Annotated in this window: 20 protein-coding genes and 1 pseudogene; 14 read left to right on the top strand and 7 right to left on the bottom strand. The window is 38.5% G+C overall.

What is annotated here, in order from left to right:
* Positions 1-590 precede the first annotated feature (590 nt).
* Both ACEN33_RS03730 and ACEN33_RS03735 read right to left on the bottom strand, forming a co-directional pair.
* Positions 591-1,988 (bottom strand): HD domain-containing protein, encoded by a 1,398-nt coding sequence (locus tag ACEN33_RS03730; RefSeq protein WP_407089056.1) that lies wholly within the window; start codon positions 1,986-1,988, stop codon positions 591-593.
* Positions 1,989-1,998: 10 nt separating this feature from the next.
* Positions 1,999-2,853, bottom strand: coding sequence for a biotin/lipoate A/B protein ligase family protein (locus tag ACEN33_RS03735; protein ID WP_407094613.1), 855 nt, complete (start codon positions 2,851-2,853; stop codon positions 1,999-2,001).
* A 99-nt stretch (positions 2,854-2,952) separates the two neighbouring features.
* Between ACEN33_RS03735 and ACEN33_RS03740 the strand changes: the two genes are divergently transcribed.
* The 7 genes from ACEN33_RS03740 (at position 2,953) to fba (ending at position 10,218) form a co-directional block, all read left to right on the top strand.
* A complete protein-coding gene (locus ACEN33_RS03740; protein WP_171031304.1) occupies positions 2,953-3,372 on the top strand; it encodes a DUF1934 domain-containing protein in 420 nt (139 codons plus the stop codon).
* Between the two features lie 40 nt (positions 3,373-3,412).
* The gene (gene rpoE, locus ACEN33_RS03745) at positions 3,413-4,078 is read left to right on the top strand and encodes a DNA-directed RNA polymerase subunit delta (RefSeq protein WP_407094621.1); all 666 of its coding nucleotides are present in this window, start codon (positions 3,413-3,415) and stop codon (positions 4,076-4,078) included.
* Between the two features lie 155 nt (positions 4,079-4,233).
* On the top strand, positions 4,234-5,847 hold the full coding sequence (locus ACEN33_RS03750; RefSeq protein WP_407094614.1) for a CTP synthase: 1,614 nt from the start codon (positions 4,234-4,236) through the stop codon (positions 5,845-5,847).
* Between the two features lie 259 nt (positions 5,848-6,106).
* Positions 6,107-6,823 (top strand): orotidine-5'-phosphate decarboxylase, encoded by a 717-nt coding sequence (gene pyrF, locus ACEN33_RS03755; protein ID WP_407094615.1) that lies wholly within the window; start codon positions 6,107-6,109, stop codon positions 6,821-6,823.
* Positions 6,824-6,848: 25 nt separating this feature from the next.
* The gene (gene pyrE / locus ACEN33_RS03760; RefSeq protein ID WP_338487104.1) at positions 6,849-7,487 is read left to right on the top strand and encodes an orotate phosphoribosyltransferase; all 639 of its coding nucleotides are present in this window, start codon (positions 6,849-6,851) and stop codon (positions 7,485-7,487) included.
* 78 nt (positions 7,488-7,565) lie between these two features.
* The gene (locus tag ACEN33_RS03765) at positions 7,566-8,843 is read left to right on the top strand and encodes an MFS transporter (protein ID WP_407089065.1); all 1,278 of its coding nucleotides are present in this window, start codon (positions 7,566-7,568) and stop codon (positions 8,841-8,843) included.
* A 517-nt stretch (positions 8,844-9,360) separates the two neighbouring features.
* Complete coding sequence (fba, locus tag ACEN33_RS03770) at positions 9,361-10,218, top strand: class II fructose-1,6-bisphosphate aldolase (protein WP_407094616.1); 858 nt, start codon at positions 9,361-9,363, stop codon at positions 10,216-10,218.
* 79 nt (positions 10,219-10,297) lie between these two features.
* Here fba and ACEN33_RS03775 read toward each other — a convergent pair whose 3' ends face one another.
* The 3 genes from ACEN33_RS03775 to ACEN33_RS03785 are packed head-to-tail and all read right to left on the bottom strand — an operon-like array spanning position 10,298 to position 11,891.
* Positions 10,298-10,558 (bottom strand): hypothetical protein, encoded by a 261-nt coding sequence (locus ACEN33_RS03775; RefSeq protein ID WP_407093617.1) that lies wholly within the window; start codon positions 10,556-10,558, stop codon positions 10,298-10,300.
* 27 nt (positions 10,559-10,585) lie between these two features.
* Entirely contained in the window at positions 10,586-11,173 is a 588-nt protein-coding gene (locus ACEN33_RS03780) for a hypothetical protein (RefSeq protein WP_407094617.1), read from the bottom strand.
* 10 nt (positions 11,174-11,183) lie between these two features.
* On the bottom strand, positions 11,184-11,891 hold the full coding sequence (locus tag ACEN33_RS03785) for a TraX family protein (protein ID WP_338487114.1): 708 nt from the start codon (positions 11,889-11,891) through the stop codon (positions 11,184-11,186).
* A gap of 273 nt (positions 11,892-12,164) precedes the next feature.
* Between ACEN33_RS03785 and ACEN33_RS03790 the strand changes: the two genes are divergently transcribed.
* The 3 genes from ACEN33_RS03790 (at position 12,165) to rho (ending at position 15,671) form a co-directional block, all read left to right on the top strand.
* Complete coding sequence (locus tag ACEN33_RS03790; RefSeq protein ID WP_407094618.1) at positions 12,165-12,995, top strand: hypothetical protein; 831 nt, start codon at positions 12,165-12,167, stop codon at positions 12,993-12,995.
* 10 nt (positions 12,996-13,005) lie between these two features.
* The gene (locus tag ACEN33_RS03795) at positions 13,006-14,277 is read left to right on the top strand and encodes a UDP-N-acetylglucosamine 1-carboxyvinyltransferase (protein WP_407089073.1); all 1,272 of its coding nucleotides are present in this window, start codon (positions 13,006-13,008) and stop codon (positions 14,275-14,277) included.
* Between the two features lie 128 nt (positions 14,278-14,405).
* Entirely contained in the window at positions 14,406-15,671 is a 1,266-nt protein-coding gene (rho, locus tag ACEN33_RS03800; protein WP_138404525.1) for a transcription termination factor Rho, read from the top strand.
* A 182-nt stretch (positions 15,672-15,853) separates the two neighbouring features.
* Here rho and ade read toward each other — a convergent pair whose 3' ends face one another.
* Positions 15,854-17,593 (bottom strand): adenine deaminase, encoded by a 1,740-nt coding sequence (gene ade, locus ACEN33_RS03805; protein WP_407094620.1) that lies wholly within the window; start codon positions 17,591-17,593, stop codon positions 15,854-15,856.
* Positions 17,594-17,790: 197 nt separating this feature from the next.
* Here ade and ACEN33_RS03810 point away from each other — a divergent pair, with 197 nt between their 5' ends.
* The 4 genes from ACEN33_RS03810 to ACEN33_RS03825 are packed head-to-tail and all read left to right on the top strand — an operon-like array spanning position 17,791 to position 19,105.
* Positions 17,791-18,240 (top strand): aminoacyl-tRNA deacylase, encoded by a 450-nt coding sequence (locus ACEN33_RS03810; protein ID WP_138404523.1) that lies wholly within the window; start codon positions 17,791-17,793, stop codon positions 18,238-18,240.
* 15 nt (positions 18,241-18,255) lie between these two features.
* Positions 18,256-18,477 carry a YdbC family protein gene (locus ACEN33_RS03815; protein ID WP_138404522.1) on the top strand — a complete coding sequence of 74 codons (222 nt, stop codon included), beginning with the start codon at positions 18,256-18,258 and terminating at the stop codon, positions 18,475-18,477.
* Position 18,478: 1 nt separating this feature from the next.
* The gene (locus ACEN33_RS03820; protein ID WP_138404521.1) at positions 18,479-18,880 is read left to right on the top strand and encodes a GNAT family N-acetyltransferase; all 402 of its coding nucleotides are present in this window, start codon (positions 18,479-18,481) and stop codon (positions 18,878-18,880) included.
* Between the two features lie 36 nt (positions 18,881-18,916).
* Entirely contained in the window at positions 18,917-19,105 is a 189-nt protein-coding gene (locus ACEN33_RS03825; RefSeq protein ID WP_138404520.1) for a hypothetical protein, read from the top strand.
* A gap of 87 nt (positions 19,106-19,192) precedes the next feature.
* On the opposite strand, the pseudogene ACEN33_RS03830 reads toward ACEN33_RS03825, so the two are convergent.
* Positions 19,193-19,308 (bottom strand): annotated as a pseudogene (locus tag ACEN33_RS03830) (IS30 family transposase); the annotation flags it as partial.

The following is a 19,308-nucleotide window of genomic DNA, read 5'->3' on the forward strand; positions in this document are numbered from 1 at the left end:
GTCATTGTGGCGTATCCTTTTTTGGTAGGGAAAATCAAGTGTAAGGAATATGTTTCCTTGAGAAATATTCAAGGCACCAAACCATCCTTGAGAAAATCTCAGGGATGCAAAACGCCGAAAAGGATCCCTGAGAACTATTCAAGGCACCAAACCATCCTTGAGAAAATCTCAAGGATGCAAAACGCCAAAAAGGATCCCTGAGAACTATTCAAGGCACCAAACCATCCTTGAGAAAATCTCAGGGATGCAAAACGCCGAAAAGGATCCCTGAGAACTATTCAAGGCACCAAACCATCCCTGAGAAAATCTCAGGGATGCAAACCACCGAAAAGGATCCCTGAGAACTATTCAGGGCACCAAACCATCCTTGAAAAAATCTCAGGGATGCAAAATGCCGAAAAGGATCTCTGAGAACTATTCAGGGCACCAAACCATCCTTGAAAAAATCTCAGGGACACGAAATACGAAAAAATGTCCCTGAAAAAATCTCAGGGGTACGCCCACACCCCACCACAAACAAAATCCCCAACAATTCCGGTTATACAACCAAAACTGCTGGGGAAATGAGCATTTAGCCCAAACCATAAAAACTAAAATAATCTCTGCTGAATATTAAACGTGACATCATTTGTCTCTTCATTATAAGCAGCGATTATTTTTTCCTGATCAGGTGTTAAATCTACTTCAGGGATTTTAAGTATCGTGTGTAAGACTTCACGAGGATAATACAAGCGTTGCTCTCCACGCGGTACTCCGGTTAACGACTGCACTAAGGCACTGACTTGTGACAATTCAACGACTTGATTTTGTTTTGTTAAGAAATCAATCTGTGTTCTCGTACTTGTTGAGTCTGGGCGATAGAAATCATAGGGCAAGTCAAAGGAACTATTTTCACCAAAGTAATATTCTGGGTCGAAGCCTTCAGCCCGCATTTCGTTTTGAATTGAAGACGTTAATTCATCACGCTGGTCATCGCTCGATAAGAGTGACTTGAATGGTTTCCGGTTTAAGAAACGGTAAGCTAAATCCTTCAATATGTCGTCATCTTCAAGTAACCAATGTGAGAAATAACTACTTAAAACGTAGTCATCTAGACGTAAATAGTCTTCTAAATCCCATTCACCTTCTAAGAAAGGAATCAACAAATCAATGGAATGTCTCATTGTTTCCGGTTTTTGGTCGTAACAATATTTGGCACGAGCAAGTAAGTTACGTAACACTTCTTCCATTCCGCGTGAAACGGGGTGGAAATACACTTGCATATACATTTGATAGCGACTCACAATATAGTGTTCAACTGCGTGCATCCCTGAGAAATCAAATACAATTTGATTGTTGAATGGCCGAATGACACGCAAAATTCGAGTAATATCAAAAGCACCGTAACTCACGCCAGCATAATAGGCGTCGCGAATTAAATAATCCATTCGGTCAGCGTCAATTTGACTGGAAATTAATTGAACGACTTGCTGATTAGGGTAAGTTTTATTAATGACGCTGGCAACTTTTTCTGGAAAATCATCACCCATTAACTTCAATACATGATTAATTTCAGTATCTGGTGACATAATAATTTTTTGAGTGACTACTTCATGGTCGGTATCGAAAATCCCTTCAAACGTATGTGAGAAGGGCCCGTGACCAATATCATGCAGAAGTGCCGCACATAAGGCAACAAGGCGTTCACTATCGTCCCATAAGCCATCACCGGCTTCGAGACTAGGATAATTACGTACGAAATTGTTGATGATGCGACGTGTAATCTCATACACACCTAAAGAATGGTTGAAACGGCTATGCTCTGCACCGTGGAAGGTGTAAGAAGACGTCCCAAGTTGACGAATTCGACGCAGACGTTGGAATTCGACCGTATCAATTAACTTTAAGATAATCGAATCTTGAATATGAATGTAGTCATGAACGGGATCGCGAAATACTTTCTCTCGAGGCAAGATTTGTAATTGATATTTATCATTATTAGTAGCCATCATTAACTCCTTAAGGTAATTGATTAAATTGGATTTTGTATGACCGAGCGGTTGTCTTGTCGAATGCTTTTTCGTATAAAGCTTTTAATTCAGGGTCTTCATAGTCGCCTTGAGTGAGTGAACCGTATTTCTCCATCGTTGAAATTAATAATTTTTGATATGCATCGACTTGAATTGGTTCACCGATGACTGCTTCAATCGTTGTCATTGAGTTAGGATTGATTAAAGGATAGTCACTACCCGCTTCACCTGTACGGTAATAAGCCTGGAGTAATTCAGCGCGTGCTTGTTGGTCACCATTGACACTTAAGTAAGCAGCCGTTGTGACACCAGATTTGAAGCGACGTTGCGCAATGCCCCCAATTTTTTGCCCATTGACAACTAAGTCGTATTTTCCAGGACAATAAGAATCTGGAATTTCATAGCTTTCTACTTTGACGCCGAATGGCTCTAAGGACTGCGCCACTAAAGCAACCATTTGCTCGTAAGCATGATCAATCGATAAGTCAAAATGACGGTTATCACTCACCAGTCCAAAGTTTATGACACCCGGGTCATTAACAACAGCTAAGCCACCATGAGGACGTTGAACTAGTGTGTATCCAAGGTCAACGAGATAATTATTCGCATTGCCCAGTTCTGGCAGACGAGTATCTTTTGCCCCAAGTAGGATAGTTGGATAGTCAAATGGATAGAAGTGTACGACACCATAAGGTTTACGAGCGTCATCGTTTAGAGCTGGAACCCAGCGGATGAAGCTGTCTTGGTAACTGAGTGCACTGTTTGGATCCCTTTTTGATGGATTATCTTGTTCTGAAAATACAAGCCATTGTTGGGATGATATATATTCTTGATTTGAAAGCATAGAAACCTTCCTTCATTTTGTAATTATTTTATAGTTATGTATAATTATAACAAAAAATCGATTATAATAGTAAATAACTATAGATTGTGTGGTGAAAATGTGCAGAGAAAAAATATTTATCTTGAAGTTGATCAAAAGATTCGCTATCATAAGCAAGCTCATAAAGATGAATGGTTGTTAGAGACTAAAGGAGAGTTAGTTGATTTAAAGACTTTTTCAAAAATCTCCTACGTCGACCGCGAAGATATTCCAATTGAAGTAAAGTGGTATACTCAACGTGACGCAGGGCATCTGATAGCAGAGATTAAACAACCGCAATATACATTAACGTTTAATCCATCTAAACAAACATATACATCCTATATGACCCCGCAAGGGCTATGGGAATTAGCAGTTGAGACCGAAAAAGTTCAATTTTCTGAAACAGAAACAGGCGTGAAGTTAATGATTCAATACCAAGTATTAATTAACGAAGAACCGCTTGGAGACTATGAATTTCAATTGCATTATCGTAATTAAATCGGTAATATATTAGAATACGAGGAAGGAAGTGGAAGCTTTGATTTTAAAACAATTTGAGAATGAAAATATTGAAGAACTTTCTTCGATTGAAGTTGCACATGCAATTCTTGAAGAGACAGGTGATGTCTATGATTTCACTGCATTAATGGTTGCGATTCAAGACTATTTAAATGTAAGCGAAGAAGAGATGGAAGCGAAAATGACTCGCTTTTATACAGACATCAATATTGATGGACGCTTCATTTCATTAGGAGATAACCGTTGGGGACTACGCGCTTGGTATCCCATCGATTCAATCGATGAAGAAATTGTAAGTTCAATTGATGATGAAGATTTACCACGTCGTCGCAGACGCAAGAAAAAACGCAAATTAAACGCGTTTGACGAAAATGACGATATGATTGACTACAACGACGATGATCCAGAAGATCTAGATGATATCTATGATGATGAAGAAGACTTTGACGATGAAGAAGATGAAGTCGAAGAAGTTGTTCCAATCGTTAAAGATGAAGAGGATGACGAAGACGACAACCAAGAACTTGGTGTCTATGCACGTGATTTATCTGAACTAGGTGACGATGATCTAGAACTTGATGAAGACGACGAGGACTTTGATGAAGATATCGATGATGAAGATATCGATGATGACGATTTTGAAGATGAAGAAGACGAAGTTTTCGAGGAAGAAGACGAAGACTAAAATTTTTTATTGACGAAACGACAAAGTTATCGTATTATCTAAATTGGGCACCTTTCAAGAGGAAGGTCAATCTACTTAATTAGCACCCCTATTCCATCGGAATAGGGGGCTTTTCTATTTATATCCCGAAAATATATAAAAAGGAGCTTACAATAATGGCAAAATATATATTTGTTACAGGTGGCGTTGTGTCATCAATTGGTAAAGGTATCGTCGCTGCGTCTTTAGGACGTTTACTTAAAAACAGAGGATTGAAAGTTAATATTCAAAAATTCGATCCATACTTAAACATTGACCCAGGTACAATGAGTCCATATCAACATGGAGAGGTTTTTGTAACAAATGATGGAGCAGAAACTGACTTAGATTTAGGCCATTATGAACGATTTATCGACATTAATGTTAATGAATACTCAAGTGTCACAGCCGGTAAAGTCTACGATGAAGTTCTACGTAAAGAACGTCAAGGTGAATATAATGGCGCAACCGTCCAAGTTATACCACACGTGACAAACGAAATTAAAGACAAAATCATGCGTGCAGCAGAAACAACTGACGCTGACGTTGTTATCACTGAAGTCGGTGGAACCATTGGAGATATTGAAGGACTACCGTTTATTGAAGCACTACGTCAAATGCGTACAGAAATCGGACACGAAAATGTTCTTTACATTCACACAACTTTAATCCCTTACTTAAAAGCAGCAGGAGAATTAAAAACAAAACCAACACAACATAGTGTGAAAGAATTACGTTCATTAGGTATTCAGCCAAATATCTTAGTGGTGAGAACTGAAGAGGCATTACCACAAAGCATTAAAGATAAATTAGCTCTATTCTGTGATGTAACAACGGATGCGGTGATTGAATCACGTGACGTTGAAACACTTTATACAATCCCATTAAGCTTACAAGAGCAAAAAATGGACCAATTAGTCTTAGATTACTTTGGTCTTGATTTACCTGAAGCAGATATGACTGGTTGGAGAGAATTAGAACAACGCGTTCTACATCTAGAGAATAAAGTGAAAATTGGTCTAGTAGGTAAATACGTTGAATTACCTGACGCATACCTATCTGTAGTAGAAGCCTTAAAACATGCCGGATTCTACCACAATAGTGATATCGAATTATCTTGGATTAATGCTGAAGATATTAACGCGGACAACGTAGATTCTTACTTGAAAGATGTTGATGGTATCTTAGTGCCAGGCGGCTTTGGTGAACGTGGTGTTGAAGGTAAGATTGAAGCCATTCGTTATGCTCGTGAAGAAGAAGTGCCATTCTTTGGTATTTGTTTAGGTATGCAATTAGCGACCGTTGAGTTTGCACGTAATGTTGTTGGCTTAAAAGGGGCACATTCTTCAGAATTAGACCCAGAATCACCACATAAAATCATTGCCTTATTAGCAGATCAAACAGAAGATATGACTTTAGGTGGAACATTACGTCTAGGTCTATACCCTGCAAAATTATCAGAAAACTCATTAGTTCGTGACTTATACGACGGAAGCGAAATGATTGAAGAACGTCACCGTCACCGTTATGAATTCAATAATGAGTACCGTGAAGCTTTAAGCGAACACGGTATGTCATTCTCAGGTGTGAGTCCTGACGGGAAGTTAGTTGAGATTATTGAATTGAAAGACCACCCATTCTTTGTGGCACCGCAATTCCACCCAGAATTCACTTCACGTCCAAACCGTCCACAACCAATTTTTAAAGGCTTTATTGAAGCAAGTTTAGAACATCAAAACAATCGCAAATAACAATTGACATTGGTGTAAATAATCACTATAATTCCATAAAAGTAGTAAAGCTTTAATCGTGTTCCGTGAGACGCGAAAGTGTTGCTAACTGATTTCTTTATAGGCATTTTATAGAGATTAATAGTGAACCCATTTTGTACAATGCAAGGGGAACACTATCGTTATGCACTCTTTCACGTCGTAAACGACCGGTAACATGATCTGTTATCGGTCGTTTTTTTGTACTCTCGATTAAAAATAATGAATGAAAGGTGAGACAATGGATAAACAAAAACCAATCATTGCGCTAGATTTCGCCACTAAAGAGGCAGCCATCGCTTTTCTAAATCTATTTAAAAATGAATCTTTAAATTTAAAAGTCGGCATGGAACTATTTTACAAAACTGGGATGGATTTTGTGCATTACTTAAAAGAGGAAGGACACAGCGTGTTTCTAGATTTAAAATTACATGACATTCCAAACACGGTCAAAAGTGCCATGAAAGTGCTCGCTCAAAGTGGTGTAGACATGGTAAATGTTCATGCCAGTGGCGGACTGAAAATGATGCAAGCAGCCAAAGAAGGCCTGGAGGAAGGGGCTTTGAATAATCACAAACCCTTACTAATCGCAGTGACACAACTCACCTCAACTTCGCAAACTCAAATGAATGAGGAACAAAAGATATTAGGGCCGATTCAAGATAGTGTCCAAAATTATGCGATACTCACACAAAATGCAGGCTTAGATGGCGTTGTTTGCTCGCCCTTAGAAGCTTCAATCATCAAAGAAGCAACATCAAACCAGTTTCTAACTATCACACCTGGCATTCGTCTGACTTCAAAATCAAACGACGACCAAACACGGATTATGACACCTAGAGATGCAGCCAAAAACGGCAGTGACTATATCGTTGTGGGAAGACCGATCACGCAAGCGCCTGACCCGGTAGAAGCCTATCGATATATCTTGAAAGAATGGCAAGCTGAATTAAATTAATAGAAGGGGAATGAATCATTTGAACATGACAGTATCAGAACAAGTAGCAGAAAAATTACTCGCGATTGAAGCAGTAAATTTAAAACCAGATCAACCTTATACTTGGGCAAGTGGACTCAAAGCCCCAATTTATTGTGACAATCGTTTAATCATGAGTTTCCCAGAAACACGTGACTTTATCGAACAAGCTTTAGCAGATTTAATTAAAACTCAATTTGAAGGCGTTGAAGTCATCGCCGGAACTGCCACTGCCGGTATTCCGCATGCGGCCTTTGTTGCTAATCTCTTAAACCTACCAATGATTTACGTCAGATCAAGTGCGAAAGACCATGGAAAGGAAAATGCCATCGAAGGCTACCTTAAACCAGGCAGCAAAGTTGTCATGGTCGAAGATTTAATTAGTACAGGTGGAAGTGTATTGGACGCCGCTTCAAAAGTAGAGCAGGCTGGAGGTGAAATTATCGGTTGCGCCGCAATCTTTAACTACATGTTAGAAAGCGGACAAAAAGCGTTTAGTGAAGTTGAATACTCACTTGAAACATTAACAAACTACCGCGAACTAGTAGAATATGCTGTCAGCGATCCGAAATTAAAAGCTTACTATGACACGTTAGTCGAGTGGTATCAAGATCCAGCAAAATGGTCAAAACAATTTGAAGCATAGAAAACTCTGTCCCTATAGTCATCTATAACAATTTTAATAAAGAATGCCGAGAGCATTCATTAAAGGAGATTATACAAAATGAAAAACTTAAACAAATCACAACGTAACGCTTTATTATCAGCCATTGTCGCGTCAGGAACCGATGATTTAAACGTTATGTTCCTAGCCTTTTCGATGTCTACAATCATTTCTCAATTAGGTATCTCAGGAGCACAAGCAGGGTGGATTGCGACTATTACAAACTTCGGTATGTTGTTCGGAGGAATTTTATTTGGAATCTTAGCAGACCGTTACAGCAAACTAAAAGTTTTTAAATGGACAATTTTAATCTTTTCAATTGCCACAGGATTAATCTTCTTTACAAATAATATCTATTACTTATATGCAATGCGCTTTATTGCCGGGATTGGTGTCGGTGGTGAATATGGTGTGGCGATCTCAATCATGGCCGGAATCGTGCCAAGTGAAAAAATGGGACGCATCAGTTCATTAAACGGAATTGTTGGGCAAATCGGTTCCATTTCTTCAGCCCTACTTGCAGGATTGATTGCTCCAATATTCGGGTGGCGCGGACTATTCCTATTCGGTTTACTTCCAATTTTAATCGTAGTTTGGGTGAGTCGTACAGTTAAGGAAGAAGAATTACATATTGAAAGTTATTCAGATGAAGATGATGAATCAGCACAAGGTAGCATTAAAGATTTATTCAAAGACCGAAAAACATCGTATCAAACAATCGTTTTAATGGTTATGACAACTGTTCAAATCGCCGGTTACTTCGGTATGATGAACTGGTTACCAACAATGATGCAACAAAATGTTGGCGTCAGTGTCAGTGGTTCTTCAACTTGGATGATCGCAACAATCATCGGTATGTGTATCGGAATGTTTGTCTTCGGGCAAATCTTAGACCGCATTGGCCCACGCTTAGCTTACGGAATCTTCTTAATAAGTTCTGCTGTGGCAGTATATTTATTCACTTTTGCTAATAGCTCAACATCAATCTTAATCGGTGGAGCTATCGTTGGATTCTTTGTGAACGGGATGTTCGCAGGTTACGGAGCGGTTATTACACGCTTATACTCTTACAAAATCAGTGCGATTGCGAATAACACAATCTTGAATGTGGGACGTGCTGTTGGGGGATTCTCATCAGTCATCATTGGTTACATCTTAGATATGTCAGGTGTACCTTTAGTAATGCTTTTCTTAGCGGGGCTGTACATTATCAGTTTCGGTTTCATGATTACATTACCTCAATTGAAGGCTAATAATTATAAAACATTGGACAATAAAGTGGATATTGACACAAGTACGTCAACAGTTAAAAACAACAAACGCTTAGCTGAAGCATAAAAATTTATTAAAGGAATCTAGTTGAAAAGCTAGATTCTTTTTAAGTTTTTGGGGACTAATATTGAAAAGAATATAATGGTAATCCCGCTTATTCCAGAGTGTTAGTTTCGGTGACCGTAGTGGCACGACTCTAGCTAATCACTTCGGCGTTATATTGTGATTGAGCTTCCGTCTCGCTGATCTACTGATTCCGTAAGTCGCTTCGCTCCAACGGTATCATGTGCGATCCGTCGACCTGATATTACTGTACCTCTACTAACACTCTGTCATAAACTAAGCACTTTTTTTAATATTTAGTGAAAATAAAACCAACCGCCAGTATTTTATATTATCAAATCATCAAAAATGACAAAATAATCTCTAATCAAATTTAACCCCTTAAATGAATAAGTGAAAAAAGTTCAATTAAAATGCCTACAAATCAAGCCATAGCGCCAATCTGCTTATTTACTAGCAATAGCGCGGTTTTTGGAGTATAATAAACGTATAAAATAACATTATAGGGGGAATTTTAAGTATGACTCGTTTAGTAAGTATGACAGATATGTTAAACAAAGCAAAAGAAGAAGGGTACGCTGTAGGACAATTCAACATTAACAACCTTGAGTGGACTCAAGCTGTATTAACAGCTGCAAAAGAAAACAACTCACCAATTATCTTAGGTGTATCAGAAGGTGCAGCTAAATATATGGGTGGAACTAAAGTTGTTGCAGCAATGGTTAACGCTTTAATGGAAACAATGGACATTACAGTACCAGTTGCTCTACACTTAGACCACGGATCTTCATTTGACACATGTAAAGACGCAATTGACTCTGGTTTCTCATCAGTAATGATTGACGGATCTCATCACCCAATCGACGACAATATTGCGATGACAAAACAAGTTGTTGAATATGCTCACGAGCACGGTGCTTCAGTTGAAGGTGAAGTTGGAACTGTTGGTGGAGAAGAAGACGGAGTTATCGGTGGAGTTGCTTATGCTGATTTAGCTGAATGTGTACGTTTAGTACAAGAAGCTAACGTTGATGCTTTAGCAGCAGCATTAGGTTCAGTTCACGGAACTTACGATGGCGAACCAAAATTAGGCTTCAAAGAAATGGAAGAAATTTCTGAAGCAACTGGTATGCCTTTAGTATTACACGGTGGTTCAGGAATTCCAGAACACCAAGTTAAAAAAGCAATTAGCTTTGGACATGCAAAAATTAACGTTAACACTGAATTACAACAACAATGGACAAAAGCTGTTCGTGAAAAATTAAACACGGATGATAAAGTATATGATCCACGTAAAGTAATCGCACCTGGTAAAGATGCAATTGTTGCGACAACTAAAGAAACAATGGATATATTTGGATCATCAAACAAAGCTTAATAATTCATTCCCAATACTAAACTAAACCCGTTCTAACCGAGATTCATCTTGGTTAGAACGGGTTTTTCTGTCTGATAATTTATAGATAGAGAATAAATTGCAACTCAAGCCAAATGGCGATGCGGTTCGTCTTTAGTTGGTCTAACTCAAGCCAAATGGTGATGTGGTTTGTCTCTAGTTGGTCTAACTCAAGCCAAATGGTGATGCGGTTTGTCTCTAGTTGGTCTAACTCAAGCCAAATGGTGATGCGGTTTGTCTCTAGTTGGTCTAACTCAAGCCAAATAACTTTGCCATTTGGCTCAAGTACACCAAAAAACCACCTAAAAAATAGTGCCAGCAAGATTTCTCTCGCTAACACTAAAACTTTTTAATAACCTGGTTTTGTTGGATGTTTATCAATCACAAATTGATTGTTTTCTAAAGCTTTTTTACCAGAATCAGTTAAACGCATGCCGCGAACATCGAAGTATTCATCTAATTCTTCATTGGAATAATGCTTTTTAATTTCTTCCACTAAGCCTGTTTTATTTAATTTTGAATAGCCTTTAACGTTTTTCATTTTTAATAAGCTCTTCAACAAAGTGGCTGTGACGTGATCCATTGATTCATAAGGCGACTCTTGAACCACATAACCGTGTTCGATTAAGTCTTTTAAAGATTGGTGAGCGTTAATGCCGTAATCATATTCAAAGTATTTCGGCATCACTGATTCGTTTGTGAATGTCCCTAAAGAAATGCGCCAAATTAAGATGATATCTCCCGGTAATAAGCCTTCTTCAGTACGTTGCATATTGCGCAAGGGTACACGCGTTTCGCTTGTTAAATCTAAATCACGGAACCATTTTCTTAGATTACGTTCTGGTGAGATGTAAGGTAATTCAGGGTAATCTTTGTAAATTTTTTCAACTTCTTTGATTTCTTCTTCTGTACCATTAATAGGATAATTTATTTTCATATTTTTCCTCCTAAGATAATAATAAATATGCTATCAGTGCATAAAGTAATAGATGAACTGGATAGAACCAGTAGAATGCTTTGGAGCTGAGATTTCCTTTTAAACCATTGTAAAAATAGGTAATAATGAAAGCAGGCATCGCAAACCAACTGCCGATAAATGCAAAAGCACCAAAAAGGGATTGGAATAACCGAAAATCCCGTAGGACGTACAGAATAATAATGACGGATACGCCTAAAGTAGAATAATCTGTGTCCAAGATGAAGACAAATGCTAAGGAGAGCACAACCCCCACAAAGCGGTAAATGGGTTGCTCAAATTTTTCTATACACCAAATAGCAAACAGCCCACTAAATAAGGTGAACATCACATTCTGTCCAGAAAAATCAAAGAATGTATGCGATCTCGCTAAGTCAAAAGGAATTTCAGAAATTAGCGCAAAGATACCGAGACGTTTTAAATACTTTTTCACATCGCTTGTATGCTGAAAGCCTTCGACAATTAAAAAACAGAATAACGGAAAAGCGAGCCGACCGACTGCCCGACTTGCGGTGTACACGGAGTTCCATGTTTCGAAATTAGCTTGACCATTCCCCGCTTGCAACCAGGGCAGGAGCACGAAAGCACCTAAGTGATCAATTAACATCGAAGCCATCGCAATGATTTTGATGGTCGCACTATTTATAAACGTATTCTGAGGCTTATTTAAAGCTTCCATATGATAAAGTATCCTTTCTGAGTCAAATCCTTCATTTTGAAATACAATGTTTACATAACAGTAATTAAGTTATGGTACTGTATAGAAAATATTTTTTAACACTCTAATGTTCAATTAGAGGAATTATACATATTTTAACAAGAAAAACATGGATATAGTAGTCCTTTCTTTGAAGGATTCCGGGCTTATGTTAGAATCATAAAACAAGAATGTTAATTTATTAGGAGCGTTATGATATACTTCAACTATATAAAATTTAAGGAGAATGAATCCGTGACACAACCTTCCCCGATCATAAGTAAAACTCAAATGACGTTGATTGATCATATGTTGGAATATAATCAATATCGACCGTTATTATCTTATATAAAAGAGAATACTACACTGAACGATTCCTACCTTACTCACTCAATTCAGCTTGCTCAAGCTTTTCTAGATGTAAATATTCGAGAAATTGAGCAACTAGCTCCCAAAGTAGACCGCCAATATTTACTCAAGCCCACATACCTAGAACGCCGAGTGTATAGCTATGCACATTATATGAATGTTCAATTTGAACGATCTGAATATATGGATTATTTTCGTGCACTCAGTCCGTTGTTGGTTGATTTACTGCGCTTAATTATCGAAGAAGATTTTATGCCGGAATTAAGTCAATATATCCAACCAATTGTCAAGGAAACCGTTGAAGGAACGCCGGTTTATCGTGGTTTACAGTGGAAGCAAGCAAAAGTGGAGGAAGAAGCGAATAAAGTGGCTGAGACCTTTACAAAATATTACGGCGACCGCTTCAATTATAAGCATTATGTAAGTTCGAGTCATTTATTAAAACTCATTGACGATCATAGTAGAAATGACGAAGTGAGAGCGAAAGTCATTTCTTTAAGACATATTGAAAAATATGTCCGAAATATCGTGGCTCACGAAGTAATTTATGTCAGTGATGAACTAGTTGAACGTCATTCGGGGATGAACGTGAAACAAATTCATCGTCTCCTTCAGGAAGCACTAATACTTGCTGGACTAGATGACAAGCGCCAATGGGCGATTTTGAACGAAATAAATAAAGCAATTAAAAATAATATACAAGACAGAACGAATTAAGGAGCGAAACATGAAAAAATTAGTTATTCGTGGAGGAAAACCTCTAAACGGCGAAATTACAATTAACGGAGCAAAAAACAGTACGGTGGCACTAATACCAGCCGCAATTATCGCTGATTCACCAGTTGTACTTGAAGGCGTGCCAGATATTCAAGATGTTCACTCATTACTTGAAATCCTTGCTGAATTTAATGTAAAAACCGAATTTAAAAATAATACACTAATGATTGACCCAACAGATATGGTGTCAATTCCAATGCCAACAGGAAAAATCCAAAGTTTACGTGCATCTTATTACTTTATGGGAGCAACTTTATCGAAATTTGGTGAAGGTGTTATCGGACTACCTGGAGGATGTTTCTTAGGACCTCGTCCAATTGACCAACATATTAAAGCTTTCCGTTCACTTGGAGCAACGGTTGAAGACGAATTTGGTGTGATTACTTTATCAACGCCAAATGGCCTAGAAGGTTCAAGAATTTACATGGACGTTGTATCAGTGGGAGCAACAATCAACGCGATTCTAGCTTCTGTCCGCGCTAAAGGAAAAACAATCATCGAAAATGCGGCACGTGAGCCAGAAATTATCGATGTTGTGACACTTCTGAACAAAATGGGAGCAAATATCCGTGGTGCTGGAACAAGCTTGATCCGTATTGAAGGTGTCGACGAAATGCATGGTACCAACCATACAATCATTCCAGACCGTATAGAAGCGGGTACTTACATTACAGCGGCAGTCGCAATGGGTGAAAATGTTCGTGTCACAAACGTTATTTATGAACATATCGAAAGTTACATTGCTAAACTAGACGAAATGGGTGCGATGATGACGATTGGTGAAGATTCGATTGACATCAAGAAATCTGACAACTTAAATATGGTTAATATTAAAACACTGCCATACCCTGGTTTTGCGACTGACTTACAACAACCTTTCACACCATTACTTTTAAAAGCTCACGGTGAAGGAACCATTATGGATACAATTTATCCACAACGTGTGAAACACATTCCAGAATTAAACCGCATGGGAGCAAATATCAAAGTAGATGGTGATATTATCCGCATTAGTGGCCCATCGAAACTCCAAGGTGCCCCAGTCCGTGCAAGTGATTTACGTGCAGGTGCATGTCTTGTAATTGCTGCTTTAATCGCTGATGGCGAGACAGTCATCACAGGTGTAAGCAATATCTTACGTGGATATACTGACATCGTAGGTAAATTAAAAGCTATTGGTGCCGATATTGAAATGATTGAAGACGACACTGTCGAAGAATAATAAACATGACTATATTTGGGCAGATCAATTAAATTCTGTCCAAATATATTTTTGTATTCAAATCACCCCCACTCGCCCACAAAACAAACTCCCCACAAACATTCAAGTAAAGAAAAGGAACTGATAAAATGACAGATGCATTTTCATTGCCAACATTATTAAATAAAGACGTAAAAGAGCTCTATGGTTACGCCCGCGAACTTAAAATCCCTAACTATAGTGAATTAAGTAAAAAAGAATTAGCTTTAGCGATTATGCGTACACAAGAAGAGAAACAAGGCTTCTTCCAAGTTGAAGGAGTTTTAGATATTTTACCTGGGGATGGTTTTGGTTTTATTCGTCCAATTAACTACTCGCCGAGTCAAGAAGATATCTATATTTCAAATTCACAAATTCGCCGTTTTGATTTAAGAAACGGGGATAAAGTAGCCGGCCCAGCGCGTCCACCAAAATCAAATGAGCGCTATTACGGTTTGATGCAAATTTCAACCGTGAATGGTAAAGACCCAGAAGAAGCGAAAGAACGCGATCACTTCCCAAGTTTAACGCCATTATATCCAGAAGAACAAATTAAATTAGAGTACAAGCAAAATGCAATCAGTAACCGTTTAATAGATGTGTTCTCACCGATTGGATTTGGACAAAGGGGCCTTATTGTTTCACCACCTAAAGCCGGTAAAACTTCAACATTAAAAAGCATTGCTAATGGGATTTCGCATAATTATCCTGATGCAGAACTCATTGTGATGTTAATCGATGAGCGTCCAGAAGAAGTAACAGATATCGAACGTAGCGTGAATGGTGAAGTGGTTTCATCAACGTTTGACCAAAAACCTGAGAACCATATTCGTATTGCAGAATTAGTCTTGGACCGCGCCATGCGTTTAGTTGAAGATGGCCGAGATGTTGTTATATTAATGGATAGTATCACACGCCTTGCTCGTGCCTACAACTTAGTAGTTAAACCAAGTGGCCGTACATTAAGTGGTGGGTTAGATCCCGCGTCATTCTACTTCCCAAAACGCTTTTTTGGAGCAGCGCGTAATATTGAAGATGGCGGTTCATTAACTATTTTGGCGACAGCTTTAGTGGATACAGGCAGCCGTATGGATGATTTAATCTATGAAGAATTCAAAGGGACAGGGAATATGGAAATTCACCTATCTCGCCAACTAGCAGAACGCCGTATCTTCCCAGCGATTGATATTCAACGTTCAGGAACACGTAAAGAAGAATTGCTGATTCCAGAAGAAGAGTTAGACAAGATTTGGAAGTTCCGCAAAATGATGGTCGGAAATTCTCTTGAATACACTGATCAACTCATCGGAATTCTCCGTCACACAGATACTAACGAAGAATTCTTAGGGCAAATTGAAAAATTAGTCCAAAAATAATCGAAATTCAAGGGCGATGTCATGAAAATGATGTCGCTTTTTTATTTTGGGCTGGTAAATGGAGAAAAGCGATACTATGGGAACTCAAAGTGACGCTTCATACCAACCTTATTGCCCAGACAACCATCCACTCAAAAAAACAAGGAATCTGCCCGTTAGCAGTTGCTTGCCTCTATAAGAGTTTATTCCGAAATTGATACTGGAACAAATTCAAATTTTGTTACATCGATCAAGCCCATGTCGGTAATTTTAAGTGCAGGAATTACAGAAAGTGGCATGAAACTTAAAGTCATAATTGGATCAACACGGTGAGAAATTTCTAACTTCTCGTGTGCAACTTTATTAATGGTATCTTGTTGTGCCATCACTTCTTCGGCTGTTAAATCACTCATCAAGCCGCCCACTGGGAGAGGAAAATTAGCAATGACTTGACCGTCTTTAACTAACACGACACCGCCTTGAAGTCGCTCCAATTCTTTCACAGCAAAAGCCATATCAGAATCATTTGTTCCCGCAACAACCACATTATGATTGTCATGTGCAATCGATTGAGCAATTGCTCCGTATTTCATTCCATAATTTTTCAATAGAGCCACACTCACATTACCAGTTAAGTGATGGCGCTCAATCACAGCAATTTTAACTACTGGAATGTCAGGATTATATTCAAAAATCCCATCAGCATCGCGGTCCACTTGAATAATTGCTTCATTCGTAATGACTTCCTGTTCTACGACTTCGATGGCACGGACAGTATCAGACTCTAAAGGTAAAACTAAACGCTCTTCGCTAAAATCCTTATACTTCACGCTCGATTCAACGACTTCGTAATTGGCACGCTGAATCGGAACTAAATATTCGCCGTCTTTAGCAACCAACTCTCCTTCAACATAAGTGCGTTGAATAGTTAATTTATCGAAATTATCAAAAACAATGAAGTCAGCGCGTAAACCAGGTGCAATTGCTCCGCGGTCACGCAGACGTGTCGCTTCAGCAGTATTAATTGTTGCCATTTGAATGGCAGTTATTGGATCCAGACCTTCTTCAACACAAATTCGTAAACTATTATCTAGATAACCTAACTCTAAAAGTGTCTTTGCTTGGACATCGTCACCAGATAAAAGACAGCGACGGCTATTGGAAGAAGTGACTCCTTTAAGTAACATGCGTAAGTTTTGTGTCACAGACCCTTCACGCAAGAAGACGTACATACCGCGACTTAATCGCTCATGCATTTCTTCAATCGTAGTACATTCATGATCATTTTCCACCCCAGCAGCAATATAAGCGTTCAAATCTTTACCTGTAACCATCGGACTGTGTCCGTCAATACGCTTGCCGTGCTCACGAGCCACCATCACTTTGTCAATGACGCTATCCTCATTATTAATAATACCTGGAAAGTTCATAAATTCAGCTAAACCATCAACTTGCCCGTCAATAATTGGTTGAACCATATCTTGGGCAGTGATAACTGCGCCAGAGTTTTCCATATTCGTTGCAGGCACACAAGAAGGCATCATATAACGGATATCAATCCCTACATTCTGAGATGCATCAATCATGTAGCTTAATCCGTCCATGCCAGCCACATTAGCAATCTCATGAGGATCTGCAAGCGCCGTTGTTGTCCCATGAATCGCTAATAACCGTGCAAATTCTTCTGGAGTCACATAGGAAGATTCAACATGAATATGTGGTTCGATTAACCCGGGTGCTACAATCTTACCTGCTAAGTCGTGAACCTCTTTACCTTCATAATCGCCCCCAATGCCGGCAATGACGCCTTCTGTGATCGCAATATCCCCTTCAATTAATTGCCCTTGATAGACATCGACAATTCGTGCATTTTTAATGACGATATCTGCCGATGTTCGCCCTGCTGCCACGTCGATTAAATGTTTTAGTGATGCTTTATTCATGATGTCCTCCTTTAAAAAATAACTTTTATCTATAATAGGCAATAGATGGACTACCTTTCAATGATTAGCGGATAATAAACGTATAATAAATACCATTGTTCGTGTTATTCACTGAAGTGAATAAGTTGTTCTTATTTTATACTAGCTTGCATTTCAGTTATAATGATAGTGTAAAGAAGGCAAAGACAGGTGATAAAATGGCGAAAAAAGATAAAACAAATGTGATGCGTGTGCTTGAGCAAAATAAAATCGAGTATACTGGCTATCAATGGGAAGATGTAGACAAATTAAAGGTTGAGTCGCCCATTTATAAAACCCTTGTTACACAAGGGAAATCGGGTGAACATTACGTCTTCGTTGTTCCAGTAACGCAAGAATTGAATTTAAAAAAAGCCGCTAAAGCTGTTGGCGAAAAAAATATTCATATGATCAAAGAAAAAGAATTACTTCCACTCACAGGCTACATGCATGGAGGTTGTTCACCCATTGGGATGAAGAAGCAATTTAAGACTGTGCTAGATGAATCGGCGAAAGAGTACGAACTTATTTTATTCAGCGGAGGAAAAGTTGGCTTTTCAGTGGAAGTAAACCCAAGGGATTTAGTAGCAGTTATTAACTTTGAACTCGCAGATATTGCGACAGCATAATAGAGGAGAGATAGTATGGCAGACTTTAAATTTGAAATTATAGAACATTACGGCCAATTAAGTGAGAATGCGAAAGGCTGGTCAAAAGAATTAACAAAAGTTAGTTGGAATGAACGTGAGCCCAAATTTGATATACGAGACTGGAGTCCAGAATACGACAAAATGGGGAAAGGACTAACTTTTACAGAAGAAGAATTAAGAGTACTTCGCGATGTATTAAATAAGATGGATTTATAAAATGATTGAATACCAAAAGAAAGTCGATATTACCCACGAGGCACTGATTTATTTATATGAAAGTGTCGGATGGAGCGCTTACACACAAGATAATCCGGACTTAACGAGTTTACTCGAAGGAGCCAAGCATTACTTAACAGCTTGGGACGGAGAACGTCTAATTGGCTTGATTAGAGTCGTAGGCGACGGTGTATACATTGCTTATATTCAAGATGTTTTGGTCCATCCTGATTATCAAAGGCAAGGAATCGGAAAGTATTTAATGCAAAAGATGTTAAAAGAGATCCGATACGCAAAGCAGATTATATTAACTACTGAGAATTCACCTGCAACGAAAGCATTCTATCAGTCACTAGGAATGAAGGAATTCAATGAAACTGGTGCGTTAGGTTTCTCAATGTAGCGTGCTTGAGATGAAAAAGTCGAGGAGGACTTTATCATGAGTAAACAGAAGAAGAGCGATAACAAAGGTAATACTGGGATGTGGATGGGAATTTGTATAGCCTTAGGAGTTGCTTTTGGGATAATGATGGACAATATTGGAATAGGGATTGCATTAGGCGTAGCCTTTGGAGCTGCCCTTAGCTCAATCAATAGGGACCCAAAAGAAAAAGATAAAGAGAAGTAAACTATTGAACAGTCATCAGGTACTATATGTCGTTGATCAACACTATAGGTGAATAAAAATTGACTAAAAATAATAAAATTTGATTTGTCAAATTAAGCTAGACAAAACTGCTTCATCTAAGTAACTCAAAAATACTTCCAACGGTGTTCGGTAGTGTAAGGATTTCCGTGGAATCGTGTTCCGTTTGTGTGCAATCGATGACA

Origin of the sequence: Ruoffia sp. FAM 24228 (assembly GCF_045528575.1) — a bacterium.
GTDB lineage: Bacteria > Bacillota > Bacilli > Lactobacillales > Aerococcaceae > Ruoffia > Ruoffia halotolerans.

Bases quoted from the DNA above. Each gene is read 5' to 3' on its own strand.
- ACEN33_RS03730 (WP_407089056.1), bottom strand. From the start codon at position 1,988: ATGGCTACTAATAATGATAAATATCAATTACAAATCTTGCCTCGAGAG.
- ACEN33_RS03735 (WP_407094613.1), bottom strand. From the start codon at position 2,853: ATGCTTTCAAATCAAGAATATATATCATCCCAACAATGGCTTGTATTT.
- ACEN33_RS03750 (WP_407094614.1), top strand. From the start codon at position 4,234: ATGGCAAAATATATATTTGTTACAGGTGGCGTTGTGTCATCAATTGGT.
- pyrF (WP_407094615.1), top strand. From the start codon at position 6,107: ATGGATAAACAAAAACCAATCATTGCGCTAGATTTCGCCACTAAAGAG.
- pyrE (WP_338487104.1), top strand. From the start codon at position 6,849: ATGACAGTATCAGAACAAGTAGCAGAAAAATTACTCGCGATTGAAGCA.
- ACEN33_RS03765 (WP_407089065.1), top strand. From the start codon at position 7,566: ATGAAAAACTTAAACAAATCACAACGTAACGCTTTATTATCAGCCATT.
- fba (WP_407094616.1), top strand. From the start codon at position 9,361: ATGACTCGTTTAGTAAGTATGACAGATATGTTAAACAAAGCAAAAGAA.
- ACEN33_RS03780 (WP_407094617.1), bottom strand. From the start codon at position 11,173: ATGAAAATAAATTATCCTATTAATGGTACAGAAGAAGAAATCAAAGAA.
- ACEN33_RS03785 (WP_338487114.1), bottom strand. From the start codon at position 11,891: ATGGAAGCTTTAAATAAGCCTCAGAATACGTTTATAAATAGTGCGACC.
- ACEN33_RS03795 (WP_407089073.1), top strand. From the start codon at position 13,006: ATGAAAAAATTAGTTATTCGTGGAGGAAAACCTCTAAACGGCGAAATT.
- rho (WP_138404525.1), top strand. From the start codon at position 14,406: ATGACAGATGCATTTTCATTGCCAACATTATTAAATAAAGACGTAAAA.
- ade (WP_407094620.1), bottom strand. From the start codon at position 17,593: ATGAATAAAGCATCACTAAAACATTTAATCGACGTGGCAGCAGGGCGA.
- ACEN33_RS03810 (WP_138404523.1), top strand. From the start codon at position 17,791: ATGGCGAAAAAAGATAAAACAAATGTGATGCGTGTGCTTGAGCAAAAT.
- ACEN33_RS03815 (WP_138404522.1), top strand. From the start codon at position 18,256: ATGGCAGACTTTAAATTTGAAATTATAGAACATTACGGCCAATTAAGT.
- ACEN33_RS03820 (WP_138404521.1), top strand. From the start codon at position 18,479: ATGATTGAATACCAAAAGAAAGTCGATATTACCCACGAGGCACTGATT.
- ACEN33_RS03825 (WP_138404520.1), top strand. From the start codon at position 18,917: ATGAGTAAACAGAAGAAGAGCGATAACAAAGGTAATACTGGGATGTGG.